Origin of the sequence: Chitinimonas viridis (assembly GCF_030409555.1) — a bacterium.
Taxonomy (GTDB): Bacteria; Pseudomonadota; Gammaproteobacteria; order Burkholderiales; family Chitinimonadaceae; genus Chitinimonas; species Chitinimonas viridis.
This window is the reverse complement of the sequence record NZ_JAUFPU010000003.1, coordinates 96,732-115,172: the sequence shown is the minus strand read 5'-3', so window position 1 is coordinate 115,172 and position 18,441 is coordinate 96,732. Positions and strand designations below refer to the sequence as shown.

Below are 18,441 nucleotides of genomic sequence, written 5' to 3'. Positions count from 1 at the left end.
TCGGCGATCAGGCCAGTACCAGCACCGCGTCAGCCTCGACCTGGCCACCCTTGGGCAGTGCCGCGGCCTGGATGGCGGCGCGGGCAGGGTAAGGGGCATCAAAATACTGGCCCATGATCTCGTTGAGCTTGCCGAAGTTGGCCAGGTCAGTCACGAACACGCCCAGCTTGACGATATCCTTGAGGTCGCCGCCGGCCGCCTGTGCCACCGCGCGCAGGTTCTTGAACATCAGGTGGGCCTGGGCCTCAAAGCCCTCGGCCAACTCGCCGGTCACCGGGTCCAGGCCCAACTGGCCCGACAGGTAAACCGTGTTGCCCACCTTCACGGCCTGCGAATAAGTGCCGACAGCCTTGGGTGCGTGGTCGCTATGGACGATTTCTTTGCTCATGATGTATTCCTTGGGTAAACGACGCGACGGATAGCCGGCAGGCAGCATGAACAACGCGGCCTCGTGCGACATAGTTGAATGTATTGGGGGGAAGCTGGAAGCCCTGCACACACCCTCCTTCCAGCACGCGCCGGAACGAGGGCGGAACGAGCCCACCAGGCCTGATAGAGGCCAGTTGCCACTCAACGCCCGCCTGGACCAGGCTGCCCAGCGCCGCCACCAAGGGTGCCATCTTGCCTTGCTATGGCAGACTTTCCAAGCCATACCGCTTGCGCAGCGCCCTATCCTCGGCACTACCACGAAAAGCCCTGAAGGCCGCGTCAAAGCGGGCTACCCATTCGGGGGTGACGGTCTTGCGCGAGAACATCACATAAAAGCGGATGGGTTGGTTCATCACATCGGCGGTGACCAATTGCTCACCCCACCCCTGCTTGGCGGCCAGGTGCAGCCCCACCTGCCGCTCCTCGATCACATAGTCCACCTGGCCGGCCAGCAGCCGACGGAAATTGCTGAACTGATCGTAGGACACCACCGACTTACCCTGGCTACCCAGAAATGCCTCGATCTCCGGCGAATAGCTCCAGCCATGCACCAAGCCGGCCCGCAAACCCTTGAAATCCTCTTTCTTCTGCAGCCGCAAGCCATCGCTGCGACGGCTGAAAGCCGTCCAGCGGGTTTCGGTAAAAGGCTCGGCCGAAAAATGCACATAGGCCTCCCGGTTGTCCACCTTGCCGCCATTGACTGCCACATCGGCCTCCCCCGCCTCCAGCATGGCCAGCAGGCGCTTCCAGGGCACGGCCCGATCGGGGTGGACCAGCTCCACCTCCATCTGCCGCAGCACGGCCTCCAACCTGGCCACGCTGTAACCATCGGCCTTGCCCTTGGCCGCGTACTCATACGGCGGCCAATCATCCGTCACCAGCCGCAGTTTCAGCGGCTCGGCCGCCAGTGGCAGGCAGGCAAGCAGGATCAGCAAGGCACGCAGCAGCACGGCAGGCTCCTGTCTCCCGGCTCAACGGTCGGGCAAAAAGGCTTCCATCAATCGATTCAGGTGGCGCCGACCCAGCTCGCTGGGCGCCAGCCGGGTGGGGTCGGCATCCAGCAAGCCCTGTTCATGCACCCGCGCCAGGGTGCGCGCAATACCTGCCAGCGGCAGGCCGGTACGTTCACTATAGAGGGTAGCCGCCACGCCTTCGCTCAAACGCAGCGCATTGAGCATGAATTCGAACGGCAGGTCCTGGTGATCCACCAGTTCCTCGGTCTGCACCGCATTGCCCGCCGCCACTGCCTTCAGGTACGCGGCCGGCTGCTTGTAGCGCGCTTGGCGCAGGATGCGGTCATGGAAACTGAGCTTGCCATGGGCACCCGCCCCTATGCCCAGGTAATCGCCAAACTGCCAGTAATTGACGTTATGCCGTGCCCGGTGGCTAGGCAGCGCATAGGCACTGGTTTCATAGTGATCAAACCCCGCGCTCGCCAACCGCGCGGCGATCACATCGTGCATCTCGGCAGCCGTATCGTCATCAGGCAGGCTGGGCGGATAGCGGTAGAAATAGGTATTGGGCTCCAGCGTCAGGTGGTAGCAGCTCAGATGGGTGGGCGAGAACGACAACGCCGTTTCCACATCCGCCAGCGCCTGCGCCACGGTCTGGCCCGGCAGGGCAAACATCAGGTCCAGATTGAAGGTGTCAAAGGTCTCGCGCGCAAGCGCCGCTGCCCGCCGCGCCTCATCGCCATCGTGTATGCGGCCTATGGCGGCCAGATGGGCCGGATCAAAACTCTGTATGCCGATAGAGAGACGATTGATCCCTGCCGCCCGGTAGCCCTTGAACTTGTCCGCCTCCACCGTACCGGGGTTGGCCTCCAGCGTGATCTCGGCATCGGGCAGCAGCTTGGTGCGCGCCCGTATGCCGGCCAGCAGGCTGTCCATGGCTTCGGCCGAAAACAGGCTGGGTGTGCCCCCGCCCATGAAGATGGTGTGTATGGGCCGGCCCCAGATCAGCGGCAGGCTGTGCTCCAGGTCGGTCAGCAAGGCCGCCACATAGCCCGCCTCGTCCATGCCCCCCTTGGCTTCATGCGAATTGAAGTCGCAATATGGGCACTTGCGCACACACCAGGGAAAATGGATATACAGCGATAGCGGCGGCAATGCCTGCAAGGCCCAGCCCGCAGCCGGGGCCGCCACAACAGCCGCCGGGCCAGGATGGGGGTGGATGGGGATGATCATGGCTTGCGGTAGGGGTTGACCAGCGCATCCACCATGCGGTGCAGGGCCTCGCGCATCTGCGCCTCCGAGACTTCCATCAACAGGCCATCCTCGAATGCGTCCTGGGTCATCTGCTGTATCTCGCCCAGGTTTTCTTCCATCACCTTGACCTTCTCGAAGCAGCTCACCACCGCCCCATCGTCCTTCAGCCATTTCGGCCATGGGCTCGTCATAGTGCATCCTTTGCCAGCTTGTCCAACAGGGCAGCCAGGGCCTGGCCGCGATGGCTGATGGGGTTCTTCTCTTCCGGTGTCAGCTCGGCCACGGTCTTGCCCAGTGCCGGCACCCAGAAATGCGGATCGTAGCCAAAGCCCCCCTCGCCGCGCGGTTCAGCCAGCAGCTCGCCATCAAACCGGCCTTCGGCAATCAGGGGCCGGGGGTCATCCGCCGTGCGTACCAGCACCAGCACCGCATAGTAGAAAGCCCGGCGGTCGGCCTGGCCGGCCATATCCGCCACCAGCTTCTGGTTGTTGCGCGCATCCGATTTCGGCTCACCGCCATATCGGGCCGAATACACCCCAGGCGCACCGCCCAGGGCCGGCACGCAGATGCCGGAATCATCGGCCAGCGCCGGCAAACCAGTGGCCGCCGCCGCATGGCGAGCCTTGGCCAGGGCATTCTCGACGAAGGTGGCGTGCGGCTCTTCGGCTTCGCCCACCCCCAGTTGCCCCTGCGGTATCACCTCGATGGCAAGAGCCCCCAGCAAACGCTGGAACTCCTTCAGTTTTCCGGCATTGTTGCTGGCGAGTACGAGCTTCTTCATGCGCAACCTGCTTGCAGTACGGTGAAAGAGGGATTCAAGGGGCAGTCGCCAGCAAGGCACGCAAGGCCTTGGCGAACTGCGCCGGCTGCGGCAGGCACAGCCAGATGGTGCGGCCATCACGGGTCTGCAGCTTCACGCCCTGATTCAGGTCGGGCGTGAAATTGCCGCCATGGCGCTCCTCCACGCCTTCCCTGCGCACCGGCCGGGTCGGTTTGTCCGGCAGGGCAGCCACCTCCACCGCCGCAATATCGGCCAGCGCCAGACGTTGCACCGGCCCGTGGTTCAACTGCCCCCAACGCCAGCACAGCGCCTCGCCCTCGCACCAGGTCTTGTAGGCCAGGTAGGGCAGCAACAGCCAGGTCAGCACCAGCGCCAGCAGCACATACCCCAGTTGCACCGGGCTGGCCACGCCCATGCTGCGCAGCACCCACAGTCCCAGGGTCAGCAGCACCAGGGCCAGCAAGGCCGGCGGCCAGATCGACCATTGCTGCAAGGCCTTGTCCTGTTTCTTCGTCTTGTCCATGTAACCGTCTTCTCAGTATTTCTTCTTCAATGTCATGCGCTGGCCATCGTTCTGCATATGGAACTGGCCCAGCACACTCATACCTATCAGCGCGACTTCCGGGTAGGCACCATCGGTCACCACGGCGTCCACATTGTAGAGCTGCACCCCTTCGATGCGCAGGCTGGGCACCTTGGTACGCCAGCCATTCTGCACACCCTGGGCCGTGCGCAGCATGATGGGCTGGTTACGCTCGAAGCGCAGCCCCATGGCCTTGGCCTGGTTGCCCGACAGCGACAACAAGGACGCCCCGGTATCGATCAGCCCCCTGACGCCACCGCCACCCAGGCTGATCTGGGCCATGAAGTGGCCACCGCCGACATCAAACACGGTAAAGCTGTTGGTCTGGGCCTGCTCCGCCTGGCTGCCGCCGGCATAGAACTCCTGGCCCAGGCGCACACTCTGGCGCTTGCCCTCCACTTCCAGCACCGCACTGTCCTCGCCCACCGATATCAGCTTGATACCCTCGCGCTGCTGCCCCACGCTCAGAGTCAAGGGCTTGCCACCCAAAGACAGCGACACCTTGTTGCCCATGGTAGCCAGCAGCACCGGCGATGCCGCCCAACTCGTGCCTACCAGGCCCAACGCCAGCACCAGCTGCAACAGGTTCTTACCTAACATGCGCTGCTCCATCGCTAAGCCACCACCGGTTCCACTTCCGCCAGGGCCGCCTCTATCAATTCCGGCCCTGCTCCATTCAATACCTTGCTGTCACTGAGCATGCGCCGCCAGTTGCGCGCCCCGGGGCGCCCCTGGAACAAACCCAGCACATGCCGGACGATATGCTTGGGCTGGCTGCGCCCAGCCGCCATGCGCTCGGCAATATAGGGCATCAGGGCTCGGGCTACCTCGGCTCGGCTCGCCACAGCCTGCTCATCACCGTAATAGCGGGCATCCACCTCGGCAAACTGGTAAGGGTCGTGGTAGGCCATGCGGCCTATCATCACCCCGTCCACATGCTGCAGCTGCTCATCCACCGCCTGCCAATTGTCCAGGCCACCGTTGATGATGATCTCCAACTGCGGAAAATCCCGTTTGAGCCTGTGCACATAGTGGTACTTCAGGGGTGGCACCTCGCGGTTCTCCTTGGGGCTCAGGCCCTTCAGTATGGCGTTGCGGGCGTGGGCGATGAACACCTCGCAGCCGGCATCCGCCACCGTCCCGACAAAGTCGCGCAGATACTCGTAGTGCTCCACCTCGTTGATGCCGATACGGTGCTTGACCGTCACCGGAATGCTCACCGCATCCCGCATGGCCTTGACGCAATCGGCCACCAGTTGCGGCTCCTCCATCAGGCAGGCACCAAACGCCCCCGACTGCACCCGCTCGCTGGGACAGCCCACATTGATATTGACCTCGTCATAGCCCCACTGCTGAGCCAACCGGGCACACGCCGCCAGATCAGCCGGCTCCGAGCCCCCCAGTTGCAGCGCCACCGGGTGCTCCGCCTCGCTGAAATCCAGAAACCGCGCCTTGTCCCCATGCAGGATGGCGCCCGTGGTCACCATCTCGGTATAGAGAAAGGTGTGGCGGGTGATCTGGCGCAAGAAAAATCGATAGTGCCGGTCCGTCCAGTCCAACATCGGTGCCAGACAGATGCGCCTGGCAGACAGGGGTGCAGCAACATCGGGGGATGTAACGTTATGCATGAATTCCAACTATCAAATTGCAAAGGCTGCGCCCACCAGGGGACAAGCCTACTTATTCGTCGCGGCTGACTGCTGCTGCAGCGATGGCACCCATGGCACCTGCCACCAGGAACACATACCAGAGCGATACACTACCGCCAGGCAGCGTCAGCATGCCCGCCGCCGACATCACCAGCGACACGGCGGCAACGCCTGCCAGCAGCAGCATGGACAAGGCCGAGCCCAACACGATGCTGCGTATCTGGCCCAGCTTGCCGCCTATGCCAAACAGCACCGAACCGGCGATAGTAAGCGCAGGAAACAATATCCACAGTGCCAAGCTGGCCGGGCCAGACAGTTTGCCCAGGGCGATCAGCACCATGGCCAGGCCGGCAAACCAACCCAGCGCCAGCAGAAATACGCCCGCCACAAGCAACACCATTTATTCATCCCTTTCAAAAGCGCATACGGGAGGATGCTTCACAGGCCGTACAACGCCGGCCTGTGTCGAGCAGCCAACTGCCTCAGCCAGCCAAGGCGGCTTTCTGGGCATTAATCAGTTGCGCAATACCCGCATCCGCCAGATTCACCAGCGCGTTCATTTCTTCGCGGCTGAAGGGCGCACCCTCGGCCGTGCCCTGCAGTTCGACAAAACCGCCGGCCGCCGTCATCACCACATTCATGTCGGTATCGCAGTCGCTGTCTTCCAGGTAATCCAGATCCAGCACCGGCACACCCTGGTAGATACCCACCGAAACGGCTGCCACATGCTGGCGGATGGGATTACTGCCCAGCTTGCCGGCCGCCATCAGGCTGGCGATGGCATCCTGCAGGGCAACGAAGGCGCCGGTAATGCTGGCGCAGCGGGTGCCGCCGTCGGCCTGTATCACGTCGCAGTCTATGCTGATCTGGCGCTCGCCCAGGGCTTTCATGTCCACCACGGCACGCAGGCTGCGGCCTATCAGACGCTGTATTTCCTGGGTGCGGCCGCTCTGCTTGCCGCTGGCCGCCTCGCGCTTCATGCGGCTATGGGTGGAACGGGGCAACATGCCGTACTCGGCGGTCACCCAGCCTTCACCCTTGCCTTTCAGAAAAGGCGGCACGCTTTCTTCTACCGATGCCGTGCAGATGACCTTGGTGCCCCCCATCTCGATCAGCACCGAACCTTCGGCATGGCGGGTGTAGTGACGGGTGATGCGGACATCGCGAAGCTGGTTGGGTTGGCGGCCAGAGGGGCGCATGTCATACCTCATTGAATATCAAGGCAGAAATTATACCCCAAGCGTCAAGCCCTTACGGTGGCAAGGCTGCGCCCTGGCGGCGTTACCCTGTAAGGCCAGCGGTTTTGCCAGCGACACCTAATCAGCACGGTGTATGGGCAGCAACACCACCCGGATGCCAGCCAGCCTGTCGTGCAGGCATTGCTGCTCGCGATCTATCAGCGCCCACAGCCAGGGCAGCGCCATCCAGACCAGACCCAGCCATAGCAGCCATTTCATGTCCGGCACATGCTTGGTATAGGCCCACAGCGGTATCAGCGGTGCGTAGACCAGCAGGCACAGGGCAAACCGCAGGCTGACCTGCCACAGACTGGGTAGCTGGTTGGCGCGGTTGCGCAACTGCAACCGCCAGGTCTTCATGGCCAGTGTCTGGCCCGAGCGGCGCCAGCACCAGGCAAAGTAGCCGTACAGCACCAAAATCAGAAAGGCGAACTGGGCCGGGGTACCCGCCAGCCGGCTGAACAGCAACTGGAACAGCATGCCGGCGACCAGAATCACGGCCAGCAGCAGCAGGCTCTCATAGCAAAGGGAGACAAGACGCCGCCACCGGGGGGCAAGAGGATGTTCTACCAACATGGTGCAACCTGCATGCAAGACAAGCCCGCCAAGATACGGCGCAAGCCCGGATAAGACAAGCGGCTGCCCGGATCAGTTGGCCGCCTGCACCTGCTTGAGCTTTTCCTTGACCTGCTCGCGCTGGGGCGAGGGCAGGCGCTGCACCTTCTTGTAGTTGTCGCGCGCCCGGTTGCGTTCGGCTGGGCTCAGGCTGGCCCAATGGCGTATGCGGGCGTCGATGCGGCTGCGCTCGGCCGCGCTATGGTGGGGATATTGCTCGGCCAGGGCCAGCAGATGCTGCCGCTGGCCGGCGCTATAGCTACCCCACTCTGCTGCCAGCGGCGCCAGCACCGCCTGCTGGGCCGGCGCCAGGGCCGCCCAATCCGCCGGAGGTGCTGCCGCCACGGCCGTGGCGGCGCAGAACAGCAGCAACGACAATCCCAGGCGCCTCACGAGGCCTCCCTTGCCAGGTGCTCCACCGAATCGGACAGCCACACTTCCATGGGCACCTCATCGGCCAGCAGCTGGGCATCGATATCGTCGTCGATTAAACCGGCATTGCCTTGCTGCCACCAGAACAGGCCCACGCCCAGGCACAACGCCAGCCAGGCCGCCTGGCTCGCACGCCGGCTAGCCACCGGGTGCAGCCCCTGCCAGCGCACCATGCCCAAGCACCAGCCCCGTGAGCCAGACTGCTGCCGAGCCAGTGCCACCTGCCGAGCCTGGGCCAGCCTGTGCTGTTGCCGTAGCGACAGCGGCTGCGCAGCCAGTTGGCTGGCAGCGGCTTTGCCGAAGGTGTCTTCCTCCCACTGCGACTTGCTCATGGCTCCACCCCTCTCTCTCGCAGCCAGTCTGCCAGGCTGTGGCATGCCCGCGAGCAATGCGTCTTGACGCTGCCTTCCGAGCAGCCCATGGCCGCCGCCGTGTCGGCCACGTCCATCTCCTCCAGATAACGCAGCAGGAAGGCCTGCCGTTGACGCAAGGGCAAATGTGCCAGACCGTCCTCCAACAAGGCCAGCATCTGGCGTCGCCCCCATTGCACATCGGGCTGCTGCAAGGCCTCGCAGCCAGGCTCCACCGCCAGCGTGTCCAGCGGGTCCGGCTCGCTATCGTCGTCTTCGCCCTGGCGTAGGTGCAGGGCAGACAGCAGGCCCACCCACAGGTTGCGCACCTTGCTACGACGATAATAGTCCCGTATTGCGTTCTGCAATATCCGTTGAAACAGCAAGGGCCATTCTTCGGCCGGCTGGCCGGCATAGCGCTCCACCAGCTTGAGCATGGCATCCTGCACCAGATCCAGCGCCGCATCCTCGTTCTGCACGGCAAACATGGCCTGCCGAAAGGCGCGGTGTTCGGCTGCAGCAAGGAAATCGGCAAGGGAGGACGGAGTGGGCACAGCGCAGGGCAAACAAGAGACGGGGGCGCGATGATAGCAGTGACGTGCGCGGAAGTCGTTTTGCAAACAGCGGTTTAGCATCGCCCATGTTGCATTGCGGCACTTGACCTGCCCCGGTCAGGTCGGCTATGGTCACACCCATCCTCTCCGCCACGGACGGTGCCGCTTGCAACTCGCTTGCCGGCACCACATCGGCAGCAAGTCTCGATGGTCACCCGCCAGCCACAAGCCAGCGCGCGGTGACAACCCGGTTGGTTCTGGTGCGTAGCCATTACGTGCCCGTGATATACAAAAGCTTTATCGGCTTTTTTGCTGCATTGGTTGCAGATCTTGGTTGTCGTTGCAAGTTGGCTTGAGTCGGCAGATGCCGATTCGCAGTCGCCCCGGTAACGGTGCGTTGGTCTGGCGTCTTTTCCAAGGCGTCGGGTGCGCGTACCCACCTGCACAGCAGTGCGGGCCAGTCTCCGGGTAGGGCTGTCTGCCACACGTCGCCTCGGTCTGTTTTAGTGTCCCCTTTACCAAGGAAGACATCATGGAAATATCCGGTGCGGAAATCGTCATCCGTTGTTTGCAGGAAGAAGGCGTTGAATTCGTCTTCGGCTACCCGGGTGGCGCTGTCCTCGAAATCTACGACGCAATCTTCAAGCAAGACAAATTCAAGCACGTGCTGGTGCGCCACGAGCAAGGTGCCGTGCACGCCGCCGATGGCTACTCACGCTCCTCGCACAAGGTCGGGGTAGCGCTGGTCACCTCCGGCCCCGGTGCCACCAATGCCATTACCGGCATTGCCACCGCCTACCTCGATTCCATCCCCATGGTGGTGATCTCGGGCCAGGTGCCCACGCCCGCCATAGGTCTCGACGCCTTCCAGGAAGTCGACATGGTCGGCATCACCCGACCCTGCGTGAAGCACAACATCCTGGTCAAGGATGTACGCGACATCGCCAGCGCCATGAAGAAGGCTTTCCATATCGCCACCACCGGCCGCCCCGGTCCTGTCGTGGTTGATATCCCCAAGGACATCACCCTGGCCCGCGCGGAGTTTCACTACCCGCAATCGGTCAGCCTGCGGTCCTACAACCCGCCAGCCAAGGGTCACCCTGGCCAGATCAAGAAGGCCGTCAATCTCCTGAGCGACGCCAAGCGGCCCCTGATCTACATCGGCGGCGGTGCCGTGCTGTCCAATGCCTCCAACCAGGTTACCGAACTGGTCAAGATGCTGGGCGTGCCCGCCACCAACACCTTGATGGCCCTGGGCGCTTTCTCCGGCTCCGATCCGCAAAACCTGGGCATGCTGGGCATGCACGGCCTGTACGAAGCCAATATGGCCATGCAGCACTGCGACGTGCTGATCGCCATCGGCGCCCGCTTTGACGATCGCGTCATCTCGGTGCCCTCGCACTTCCTCAGCTCGCCCAAGAAGATCGTCCATATCGACATCGACCCCTCCTCCATCGCCAAGCGCGTAAAGGTGGACATCCCCATCGTCGGCAATGTGCGCGATGTGCTGGACGAGATGCTGGCGCTGCTGCGGCAGACCGGCGCCCGCCCCAATGCCGAGCACCTGGCCAACTGGTGGAAGCAGCTGGAAGAGTGGCGCAGCCACAACTGCCTCAAGTTCGACGCCAACAGCGACATCATCAAGCCGCAGTTCGTGGTGCAGACCCTCTACGAGATCACCGGCGGCGATGCCTTCGTCACCTCTGATGTGGGCCAGCACCAGATGTGGGCGGCGCAGTACTACAAGTTCAACAAGCCACGCCGCTGGATCAACTCCGGCGGCCTGGGCACCATGGGCTTTGGCCTGCCTGCCGCCATGGGCGTGCAGCTGGCCAATCCCGATGCCACCGTGGCCTGCATTACCGGTGAAGCCTCCATCCAGATGAACATCCAGGAGCTCTCCACCTGCAAGCAGTACCACACCCCGGTAAAGGTGATTAACCTGAACAACCGCTATCTGGGCATGGTGCGGCAGTGGCAGGAGTTCTTCTACGGCAACCGCTATTCCGAATCCTATATGGATGCGCTACCCGATTTCGTGAAGCTGGCCGAGGCCTATGGCCACGTCGGCATGAAGATCGAGCGCCCAGCCGATGTGGAACCCGCCCTGCGCGAGGCCATGAAGCTGAAGGAGCGACTGGTGTTCATGGACTTCATCACCGACCAGACCGAGAACGTCTTCCCCATGGTGCAGAACAACCGCGGCCTGAGCCAGATGGATCTGCCGCCGCATATGCGCCACCTGCAACAAGGCACCGTCGCAAAAGAGCGCGACTACGGCAACCTGAGCTAAGGAGGAGAGACCCATGCGACACATTCTTTCCATCCTTCTGGAAAACGAAGCCGGTGCCCTGAGCCGGGTAGTGGGCCTGTTCTCGGCCCGTGGCTACAACATCGATTCGCTCACGGTATCCACCACCGAAGATGCCACCCTGTCGCGGATGACCATCGTCACCAGCGGCTCCGATGACGTCATCGAGCAGATCACCAAGCAGCTCAACAAGCTGATCGAGGTGGTCAAGGTCATCGACCTGAACGAGTCGGACCATGTCGAACGCGAGCTGATGCTGATCAAGGTCCGCTCCACCGGCAAGGACCGCGAAGAGATGAAACGGATGGCCGACATCTTCCGTGGCCGCATCCTCGACGTCACCGAAAAGACCTACACCATCGAGCTGACCGGTGAGAGTTCCAAGCTGGACGCCTTTATCGAGGCGGTGGACCGCACCCTCATCCTCGAAACCGTACGGACCGGTGCCTCAGGCATAGGCCGTGGCGAACGCATACTGAAAATTTGATCGTGCGGGGCACCACGCGCGGGCAGACACCCGCCGCCCCGACACCACTCACACCCAACAAGGAGTTACCCCAATGAAGGTTTTCTACGACAAAGACGCCGACCTCTCCCTGATCAAGGGCAAGCAAGTCACCATCGTGGGCTACGGCTCGCAAGGCCACGCCCACGCGCTGAACCTGAAGGACAGCGGCGTGAACGTGACCATCGGCCTGCGCAAGGGCGGTGCCTCGTGGAGCAAGGCCGAGAATGCCGGCCTGTCGGTCAAGGAAGTCGCCGAGGCAGTGAAGGGCGCCGACGTGGTCATGATACTGCTGCCGGACGAGAGCCAGCCTGAAGTCTACAAGCGCGATATCGAACCCAACATCAAGCAAGGCGCCTCGCTGGCCTTCGCCCATGGCTTCAATATCCACTACAACCAGATCGTGCCGCGCGCCGACCTGGACGTCATCATGGTCGCCCCCAAGGGCCCAGGCCACACCGTGCGCTCCGAATACAAGCGCGGCGGTGGCGTGCCCTCGCTGATCGCCGTGTACCAAGACACCAGCGGCCGCGCCCGTGATGTGGCCCTGTCCTATGCCGCAGCCAATGGCGGCACCAAGGGCGGCGTGATCGAGACCAACTTCCGCGAAGAAACCGAGACCGACCTGTTCGGCGAGCAGGCCGTACTCTGCGGTGGCGCGGTCGAACTGGTGAAGATGGGTTTCGAAACCCTCACCGAAGCCGGCTACGCCCCGGAAATGGCCTACTTCGAGTGCCTGCACGAACTCAAGCTTATCGTCGACCTGATGTACGAAGGCGGCATCGCCAACATGAACTACTCGATCTCCAACAATGCCGAATACGGTGAGTACGTCACCGGCACCGAGGTAATCAACGAGCAGTCGCGCGCCGCCATGCGCAACGCCCTCAAGCGCATCCAGACCGGCGAATACGCCAAGCGCTTCATCCTCGAAGGCAAGACCAACTACCCCGAGATGACCGCCCGCCGCCGCCTCAACGCCGCCCACCCCATCGAAGTCGTGGGCGAGCAACTGCGCGACATGATGCCGTGGATCAAGGCCAACAAGCTGGTCGACCAGAGCAAGAACTAAGCACCACCATGGGGCGCAGCATTCGCCCCATGCGCCACACCCAAGGCCGGCTTTGCCGGCCTTTTGCATGGCCTGGGCCCCGCGCCCAAGCCATGCAACCCGGCACTTAGCGCTGCTAACAAAACCCAGCGCAGCGGTTCTGGCTAGGCGTGCAAACGATGGCGCGCGCAGCTGACAGTACGTAGGTACGGCAAGTTTGCACAACAACGCCAGAAGGGTTTTGTTAGCGGCTCTTATTGCGCTTACGTCTGTGGTGGCGATCTATATCCTCTCGCCACGCCAACACCACACCAACCGCACCATGAGCACACAGCACACCATCGAATACAGCGGCTCACTGCTCTTCCGTGAGCTGCCAACCATCCGCTATCCCGAACTGGCCGCCGCCTGGGCGCAAGAAGGCTATGGCTGCGAACCCATGGATGCGCCAGAGATGCTGTTGGCCGCCTTCCGTGGCGAGAACGCCATCCTGCTGGAACCCATCGTCGCGTTAGACCTGAACAACCATCCAGACCACTATCCGGCCATGGCGGCAATGGCGCTCGATTACGACTCGACCTTTTTGATCAACCATCAAGCCGCCTATGCCGACTTCCAGCGCGCCGCCTACGAGGTGCCCTTCACCTATAGGACGCTGGCCAGCTATGGCAAGCAAACCGCCCTGCTGGAACTGGCCCGTACCCTGCTGGGCCTGCGCCAGGCAATCGATATCGAAGCTGTCTGGCTGGACCACGCCGGCATGCTGGTGGGCAAGCAAGACCTCCAGGAATTCACCGATTACGTCAACACCCAGGACGGCATGCCCCCAGAGGCCGTGCCCTATCCACTCTTCTTTGGCGTGCACTACCAGCAGGATGGCAGCGGCTACACCGCCTGGAGCCGTGGCCTGACAGAACTGGACCACCCCGAGAAATTCGTCCACACCGCGTCCCACACAGTGCTGGACACCATCAGCCTGATCTTCAACAGCTGCATGTTCATCCAGGCCGGCTGCATCTGCCAACCCGGCGAATCGCTGTCCTGCGGGCAGTTCGTCTGAACCATAGCCGCCGCAGATTTTAACGGCGCACCGGCTTGCCAGTTGCTGCCGCAATAAGCCATCCCACTACAGCAGCCCAGCCCCGCGCATACAAATGCCTCCGCGATAGCGAGCCCCTTCTCTGGTGTGGCGCGCTACGATAGTCATACTCGTCATCCCAACTCAGCACATGAAAAAGGGGCACCCTTAGGTGCCCCTGCTACCTTGCGAACCTATACCGTGGATCAATCCGGTATCAGCTCACGCCAACTAGCCTTGGTCTGCAATGTCACATCTGCGTTCTCAAGACCAACATTGGTCAGCTCACCCTTTACGTCAGCACTCTGCAGCACGATCTTGCCACCCTTGAGCTGTATCAGTCGCGGACTAGCGGCCGCACCGGTAGTCAACTCCTTATAGGCAACATTGCCCGTACCTATCTTCAGGAAAGAACGGCCTTCCTTGCCTGCCAGATAAGAACGTGCATACACCCGAGCCACATTACCAGGGGAGCAGAGATCCTTAGTCGGGATAGTAGATGCAAAAATCACTTGGCCCAGTGCCGCAGAGGGCTGTAGCACCACCCGTTCGGCCAAACGGTCTATACCAAGCACCTGTTCGGAGGGCGCCAGATCCATATACCAGCCACGCTTGTGCGATTCCAAATTCACTTCATCGACAGTGGCACGGTTCACGGGCACCATCACATCACGCTTCACCGGCAGCTCGCTACCCGTCAGTGGGGCCAATGCCTTACCGTCACGGATGGCGTACATGGTCTGCACCTGATTAGCCTGGGCAAAGGTGCCATCACGGTCAGCCTTGCTCTGGTCCAGCCCTGTACCAATAAAGATCCAGCGTGCGTCTGCAGCAGAGTCCCAGGCAATAGCTGGGTTCACCGTCACCGGCTGACGAGTATTGTCGTAAACCCCCTTAGGTGCCAGGCCACGATCCAACTCGGCCAACTTCACGATCTTCCAGTTATTCATATTGGCGTCAGAGACATCCATGCGCCAGACATTGCCCTGCATATCCGCAGCATAAATGGACCACAAGCGTTCTTCATCACGACTGGTGACAAAAGTCGCCAAACTGCCCAAGTTCAACGGATTGGAGGCACTGAGGCCAGGCAACTGGAAGCAACTGTTAGTACCGCAGCCGGCCGAGGATATGGTGAATTTCTTTACTACCGCACCTGTCTTGGCATTCAGTATCCAGATCGCGCCATTACCGGTGCTGTTGTTGTAACCGGATGGCACAATCACCACCCAGCCATGATCCTTGATCCAGGATACGGTAACTGAGCCGAAGCTATAGCCCATATCCGCATCACCCTTGAACTCCCACAGCAGCTTGTTAGCGACATCGACTTCGGTAGCAGCAGCACCGTTGGTCACATCAAGGGCAAAGTACCCCTTGCCACCCTTGTTCAGGCCGCTGATAAGCAGACTGCGCCAATTCACCGCCCCCTTGGTACCACCGGTATGGCCCAGATCGGCGTCGAATATTGTCGGCGTTGCATCACTCAGGAAATGCTTGCGGAACGGCGGGTTGGCAGCCTCCGAATAGGCATAGCTCTGCAGGCCATTCTTGCGGCCATCCTCATCCAGCGCATCGGCACCGGTGCGCAGCAGCATGCTGGGAATATAGGCCCACAGCTCCTTGCCCGAAGTCGCCGTGGCTACCTTCGCACCACCAATACCGGCCGAGGTGGCGTCAAATGCATGCAGCATGCCATCGTTGCTGTTGACATACACAACTGGCGGGCGATTCTTGACCGAAGTAACAAAGGCATCGTAGCCCTCGTGGTAATCCTGACTGTAGCGTGAAGTCGCCTTGCTCAACACCACGGGGCGCGAGTTGATGATGTCCCCCAGAATACCAATGGTGGTGTCACCGACCGTATCGTCGCCACGAGCGCGGAACAACTTGTTACCCGACTCACCCTCATTGCTCTTGTCCCCGCGCAGATAGTTCAGCAGGCTTTCGCCATACGCCGCCGTCTTACCGTCCTCAAGTACGGTCCGATGCCCTGCCGGTAGGCTGGCCCAACGGAATGGCACGGCGGTGCCGCTGCCGGTACCCACGGCAATACGCCGCTGTGTATCCCAACCAGTGCCACCACCAGAGAGTACCGCGGCATCCAGCTTCTGATGTGCACGCCAGATCGGAGCTCCGGGCAGGTACTCGCCTGTCTCAGGATTGATCAGCTTGGCCTCAAGCCGGCCGGACCAGCTACCATTGCGGTAGGACGCCACATAGGCCACGTTGTCATCATCCGACAGCACCGGGCTGGCGGTACTCGGTGCCACCGCCTTGAACACATCAGCCTTGATATCGGTCAGCGCCTTGATCAAGCCGCGCGCCAGCGAACCAGGGTCCTTGGCTGAGAAGAAAGTGCCACGTCCGTTGACCGCCGCATGCCACAGGTCATCGACCCGTTCGGGGTAGGTGCCATTCGGGTTGCCGGTGTTGGCATCGGGCCAGTCACATACCGAGGCGCCCGTGCCCCCCCCCGCCGCGCTACACGTTGCCACACCGGTTTTGATACGGTTGAAGTCTGAAGCTGGATCCACCGAGGTTTTATAGTCCTCAATGAACTTCAGCCTGCCGGACAAACCCAAGCCTATGGTATGAGACACCATGTTCTGGAAGTTGGCGGGGTTGGCCGTTCCGTAATTATTGGGCAGATCGGGGCGGATATCCTGACCATAGTAATGCAATGCTACGTCAGCCAAGGTGCCGGAGGAGTTCTTGCCATCGAATGCGCCGTCGCTGCGCAACCGGAAGGGAGCAAAGGTTGCCGGCCCTGTGGCACTGTCGGCATCCAGCACAGTATTGGAATCATTACTTGGCGTTGCCGTTAACCCCACTGCGCAGTTCGAACAATTCAGCGGGTTGGGGGTGTTGGAGTTCCACATACCATCAGTGGAAAGGATGGTGTAGTTACGTTGGCATGCCCCGCCATTGAGGTTGCTGTACATGGGGTCTGCGACAGTAGCGCTATATTTGTTGCCGTAATAGCGCCCCACGCCGGCCAAAGCCTCACGCAATGGTGTACTGCCACTTTCGGGTGCCGCAAACAACGTGGAATACCAATTCCCGCGCACCGTACCTGTTGTGGTACCAACAAACTTGCCCACAGGGCGGAAAGACGAACCACCAGCGGTAGTGATATGGCTGGGCTGGGCATGAATAGTCATAAAGCCGACCCGATAATCGCCATCGATCGAACCAAATGCCGTACTGACAGCCGACTTCATGGTCATGCTGCGGCGGCGATAATAAGTAAACCAGTTGGCAAACCGCCGATTGAGCTCCGCCTTGGTCATCGTGATAGGCGCACCGCCATCGGTCTTGTACAAGGTGTCTATCGGGTCTACAGTCGGTAGCGGTATCAACACCTTTGTAAAATTGGTGGAGTTACCCAATACTTTCTTGCTATCCACTATCGAAACAGTTGGTGCTTCCTTGCACTTTACATCCGTATGATCTGTCGGCGCAGGATCCGTACCCGTATAAGCATAGTAATGTGCCGCGGAGGGTAATTCTGTTGCCTGATAGAAACGGCCTATATCGTCATCCTGCGTGCCCGCAGTACCAGGCAAGTAGTTGGTAGTGACCTGAAACTTAGCAAAACCGTTGTTGCCATCAACGGAATTTACATCCAGCAGATTGTAGGTCCCATTGTAGTTGGCATATCCGCCCTGTGTGTCGATATCTATGACGCGGTAGCCATCCAACATACGCGCCTGTATACCATTGGTTACCAAATAGGCAGTGTAGGGGCTGCCCGTACCAAATACATACAGCTGGCTATCCCCAAGATTATTCCCATTGGTCTCAGGCTCCCGAAAATGCCAGTTGGTGCCTGAAGCAACCGTAGGGAGGGCAGCAGTAGTTTGCAGACTGAACTCAAAGTAGCTGGTAGCAGCTGCCAGATTGACGACATTTGTTACCCGATATATGCCTGCTATCGAAGCAGGTTGCAATAGCGCAACCAAATCATTGAGTTGATAATTATGCGTCGCCGAAACACTACCGGGATAGACCCTAACGACATAATTCGGGCCAGCACCAGAAACCACGACCTTAGGGCTGGGGTCCCCAGCAGCAGCCTTCCTGACCACATTTAGTGAAGCACCGTTTCCCACAGAATTGATAGCAGATCCCGCGTTATTATTACCTCGACGGAAGGGCGTTAAACTAAGCGCAGCCTCTTCCAAGTCCCAGGCAAAATATTCGCTTGAAAGATCAATCGTAGCGCCATAACCGCTAAAGGGCATGGAGGGCGTATTAGTGGCGCTAGCCTTGCTGGTACGTAATCCATCGTAATAAGCACTTGTCCAAGTACTATTCGGGAACAACGTGCCATCCGCCCTGGTTGGTGGGTCGTAGGTCAGTGCGGGATTAAACGCCAGCGAGTTGCACAGTGCGTTCTTGTAGCCCACCGTAGCCGGAACAACATTGGCGTTCGCCAAGCTATCGCCGTTCAAGCTAGAGCCATGATCTGGCACATGGCTCCAAGCCATACTGCCCGATGTATCGTAAACAAACATCAAATTGGGTTCGACCAGACTGGTCTGGTTGAGCGGGGTATTCCCCAGCGGCGGCACCACTGCCTCTACGCTGACGACCTGGCACAGGGCCAACATGGCCACTAGGGTCTTGGTGGCAAATGACTTGGAGTCTGACAT

Annotated in this window: 19 protein-coding genes; 4 read left to right on the top strand and 15 right to left on the bottom strand. The window is 60.8% G+C overall.

Annotated features, from left to right (window positions below; genetic code table 11):
* Nucleotides 1–7: 7 nt before the first annotated feature.
* The 14 genes from QWZ03_RS03370 to QWZ03_RS03305 all read right to left on the bottom strand — a co-directional run bounded on the left by QWZ03_RS03370 (nucleotide 8) and on the right by QWZ03_RS03305 (nucleotide 8,838).
* Nucleotides 8–388, bottom strand: coding sequence for a Rid family detoxifying hydrolase (locus QWZ03_RS03370; protein ID WP_284197021.1), 381 nt, complete (start codon nucleotides 386–388; stop codon nucleotides 8–10).
* A 241-nt stretch (nucleotides 389–629) separates the two neighbouring features.
* Nucleotides 630–1,379, bottom strand: a complete 750-nt coding sequence (locus QWZ03_RS03365; RefSeq protein WP_290331445.1) for a substrate-binding periplasmic protein — start codon at nucleotides 1,377–1,379, stop codon at nucleotides 630–632.
* 21 nt (nucleotides 1,380–1,400) lie between these two features.
* A complete protein-coding gene (gene hemW / locus QWZ03_RS03360) occupies nucleotides 1,401–2,615 on the bottom strand; it encodes a radical SAM family heme chaperone HemW (protein WP_290331444.1) in 1,215 nt (404 codons plus the stop codon).
* Nucleotides 2,612–2,827 (bottom strand): hypothetical protein, encoded by a 216-nt coding sequence (locus QWZ03_RS03355; RefSeq protein ID WP_284197018.1) that lies wholly within the window; start codon nucleotides 2,825–2,827, stop codon nucleotides 2,612–2,614. Before QWZ03_RS03355 ends, hemW begins: the two co-directional genes overlap by 4 nt.
* Nucleotides 2,824–3,417, bottom strand: a complete 594-nt coding sequence (rdgB, locus tag QWZ03_RS03350; protein WP_284197017.1) for an RdgB/HAM1 family non-canonical purine NTP pyrophosphatase — start codon at nucleotides 3,415–3,417, stop codon at nucleotides 2,824–2,826. The genes QWZ03_RS03355 and rdgB overlap by 4 nt, the downstream gene beginning before the upstream one ends.
* Nucleotides 3,418–3,451: 34 nt before the next feature.
* Nucleotides 3,452–3,940 (bottom strand): hypothetical protein, encoded by a 489-nt coding sequence (locus QWZ03_RS03345; RefSeq protein WP_290331442.1) that lies wholly within the window; start codon nucleotides 3,938–3,940, stop codon nucleotides 3,452–3,454.
* A gap of 12 nt (nucleotides 3,941–3,952) precedes the next feature.
* The gene (locus QWZ03_RS03340) at nucleotides 3,953–4,600 is read right to left on the bottom strand and encodes a retropepsin-like aspartic protease family protein (protein ID WP_290331441.1); all 648 of its coding nucleotides are present in this window, start codon (nucleotides 4,598–4,600) and stop codon (nucleotides 3,953–3,955) included.
* 14 nt (nucleotides 4,601–4,614) lie between these two features.
* Complete coding sequence (gene dusA / locus QWZ03_RS03335; protein WP_290331440.1) at nucleotides 4,615–5,628, bottom strand: tRNA dihydrouridine(20/20a) synthase DusA; 1,014 nt, start codon at nucleotides 5,626–5,628, stop codon at nucleotides 4,615–4,617.
* A gap of 52 nt (nucleotides 5,629–5,680) precedes the next feature.
* Nucleotides 5,681–6,049, bottom strand: coding sequence for a hypothetical protein (locus QWZ03_RS03330; protein ID WP_290331439.1), 369 nt, complete (start codon nucleotides 6,047–6,049; stop codon nucleotides 5,681–5,683).
* A gap of 82 nt (nucleotides 6,050–6,131) precedes the next feature.
* Nucleotides 6,132–6,848 (bottom strand): ribonuclease PH, encoded by a 717-nt coding sequence (gene rph / locus QWZ03_RS03325; protein ID WP_290331437.1) that lies wholly within the window; start codon nucleotides 6,846–6,848, stop codon nucleotides 6,132–6,134.
* Between the two features lie 117 nt (nucleotides 6,849–6,965).
* Nucleotides 6,966–7,463, bottom strand: coding sequence for an RDD family protein (locus tag QWZ03_RS03320; RefSeq protein WP_290331436.1), 498 nt, complete (start codon nucleotides 7,461–7,463; stop codon nucleotides 6,966–6,968).
* Nucleotides 7,464–7,535: 72 nt separating this feature from the next.
* On the bottom strand, nucleotides 7,536–7,895 hold the full coding sequence (locus QWZ03_RS03315) for a DUF3106 domain-containing protein (RefSeq protein ID WP_290331435.1): 360 nt from the start codon (nucleotides 7,893–7,895) through the stop codon (nucleotides 7,536–7,538).
* Nucleotides 7,892–8,266 (bottom strand): DUF3619 family protein, encoded by a 375-nt coding sequence (locus QWZ03_RS03310; RefSeq protein ID WP_290331433.1) that lies wholly within the window; start codon nucleotides 8,264–8,266, stop codon nucleotides 7,892–7,894. The genes QWZ03_RS03315 and QWZ03_RS03310 overlap by 4 nt, the downstream gene beginning before the upstream one ends.
* Nucleotides 8,263–8,838, bottom strand: a complete 576-nt coding sequence (locus tag QWZ03_RS03305) for an RNA polymerase sigma factor (RefSeq protein ID WP_290331432.1) — start codon at nucleotides 8,836–8,838, stop codon at nucleotides 8,263–8,265. The genes QWZ03_RS03310 and QWZ03_RS03305 overlap by 4 nt, the downstream gene beginning before the upstream one ends.
* Nucleotides 8,839–9,370: 532 nt before the next feature.
* On the opposite strand from QWZ03_RS03305, the gene QWZ03_RS03300 reads away from it, so the two are divergent.
* The 4 genes from QWZ03_RS03300 (at nucleotide 9,371) to QWZ03_RS03285 (ending at nucleotide 13,765) form a co-directional block, all read left to right on the top strand.
* Nucleotides 9,371–11,131, top strand: coding sequence for an acetolactate synthase 3 catalytic subunit (locus tag QWZ03_RS03300; RefSeq protein WP_284197009.1), 1,761 nt, complete (start codon nucleotides 9,371–9,373; stop codon nucleotides 11,129–11,131).
* Nucleotides 11,132–11,144: 13 nt separating this feature from the next.
* Nucleotides 11,145–11,636 carry an acetolactate synthase small subunit gene (gene ilvN / locus QWZ03_RS03295; RefSeq protein ID WP_284197008.1) on the top strand — a complete coding sequence of 164 codons (492 nt, stop codon included), beginning with the start codon at nucleotides 11,145–11,147 and terminating at the stop codon, nucleotides 11,634–11,636.
* Nucleotides 11,637–11,709: 73 nt separating this feature from the next.
* Nucleotides 11,710–12,726: a ketol-acid reductoisomerase gene (gene ilvC / locus QWZ03_RS03290; protein ID WP_284197007.1), complete on the top strand. Its 1,017-nt coding sequence runs from the start codon at nucleotides 11,710–11,712 to the stop codon at nucleotides 12,724–12,726.
* A gap of 301 nt (nucleotides 12,727–13,027) precedes the next feature.
* Entirely contained in the window at nucleotides 13,028–13,765 is a 738-nt protein-coding gene (locus QWZ03_RS03285) for a hypothetical protein (RefSeq protein ID WP_290331430.1), read from the top strand.
* A gap of 224 nt (nucleotides 13,766–13,989) precedes the next feature.
* Here the strand turns inward: QWZ03_RS03285 and QWZ03_RS03280 are convergent, their stop codons facing one another.
* Complete coding sequence (locus QWZ03_RS03280) at nucleotides 13,990–18,441, bottom strand: pilus assembly protein (RefSeq protein ID WP_290331429.1); 4,452 nt, start codon at nucleotides 18,439–18,441, stop codon at nucleotides 13,990–13,992.

Bases quoted from the DNA above. Each gene is read 5' to 3' on its own strand.
- QWZ03_RS03370 (WP_284197021.1), bottom strand. From the start codon at position 388: ATGAGCAAAGAAATCGTCCATAGCGACCACGCACCCAAGGCTGTCGGC.
- QWZ03_RS03310 (WP_290331433.1), bottom strand. From the start codon at position 8,266: ATGAGCAAGTCGCAGTGGGAGGAAGACACCTTCGGCAAAGCCGCTGCC.
- QWZ03_RS03280 (WP_290331429.1), bottom strand. From the start codon at position 18,441: ATGTCAGACTCCAAGTCATTTGCCACCAAGACCCTAGTGGCCATGTTG.
- rph (WP_290331437.1), bottom strand. From the start codon at position 6,848: ATGCGCCCCTCTGGCCGCCAACCCAACCAGCTTCGCGATGTCCGCATC.
- QWZ03_RS03355 (WP_284197018.1), bottom strand. From the start codon at position 2,827: ATGACGAGCCCATGGCCGAAATGGCTGAAGGACGATGGGGCGGTGGTG.
- QWZ03_RS03285 (WP_290331430.1), top strand. From the start codon at position 13,028: ATGAGCACACAGCACACCATCGAATACAGCGGCTCACTGCTCTTCCGT.
- QWZ03_RS03300 (WP_284197009.1), top strand. From the start codon at position 9,371: ATGGAAATATCCGGTGCGGAAATCGTCATCCGTTGTTTGCAGGAAGAA.
- QWZ03_RS03330 (WP_290331439.1), bottom strand. From the start codon at position 6,049: ATGGTGTTGCTTGTGGCGGGCGTATTTCTGCTGGCGCTGGGTTGGTTT.
- QWZ03_RS03320 (WP_290331436.1), bottom strand. From the start codon at position 7,463: ATGTTGGTAGAACATCCTCTTGCCCCCCGGTGGCGGCGTCTTGTCTCC.
- ilvC (WP_284197007.1), top strand. From the start codon at position 11,710: ATGAAGGTTTTCTACGACAAAGACGCCGACCTCTCCCTGATCAAGGGC.
- hemW (WP_290331444.1), bottom strand. From the start codon at position 2,615: ATGATCATCCCCATCCACCCCCATCCTGGCCCGGCGGCTGTTGTGGCG.
- dusA (WP_290331440.1), bottom strand. From the start codon at position 5,628: ATGCATAACGTTACATCCCCCGATGTTGCTGCACCCCTGTCTGCCAGG.
- QWZ03_RS03340 (WP_290331441.1), bottom strand. From the start codon at position 4,600: ATGTTAGGTAAGAACCTGTTGCAGCTGGTGCTGGCGTTGGGCCTGGTA.
- rdgB (WP_284197017.1), bottom strand. From the start codon at position 3,417: ATGAAGAAGCTCGTACTCGCCAGCAACAATGCCGGAAAACTGAAGGAG.
- QWZ03_RS03345 (WP_290331442.1), bottom strand. From the start codon at position 3,940: ATGGACAAGACGAAGAAACAGGACAAGGCCTTGCAGCAATGGTCGATC.
- ilvN (WP_284197008.1), top strand. From the start codon at position 11,145: ATGCGACACATTCTTTCCATCCTTCTGGAAAACGAAGCCGGTGCCCTG.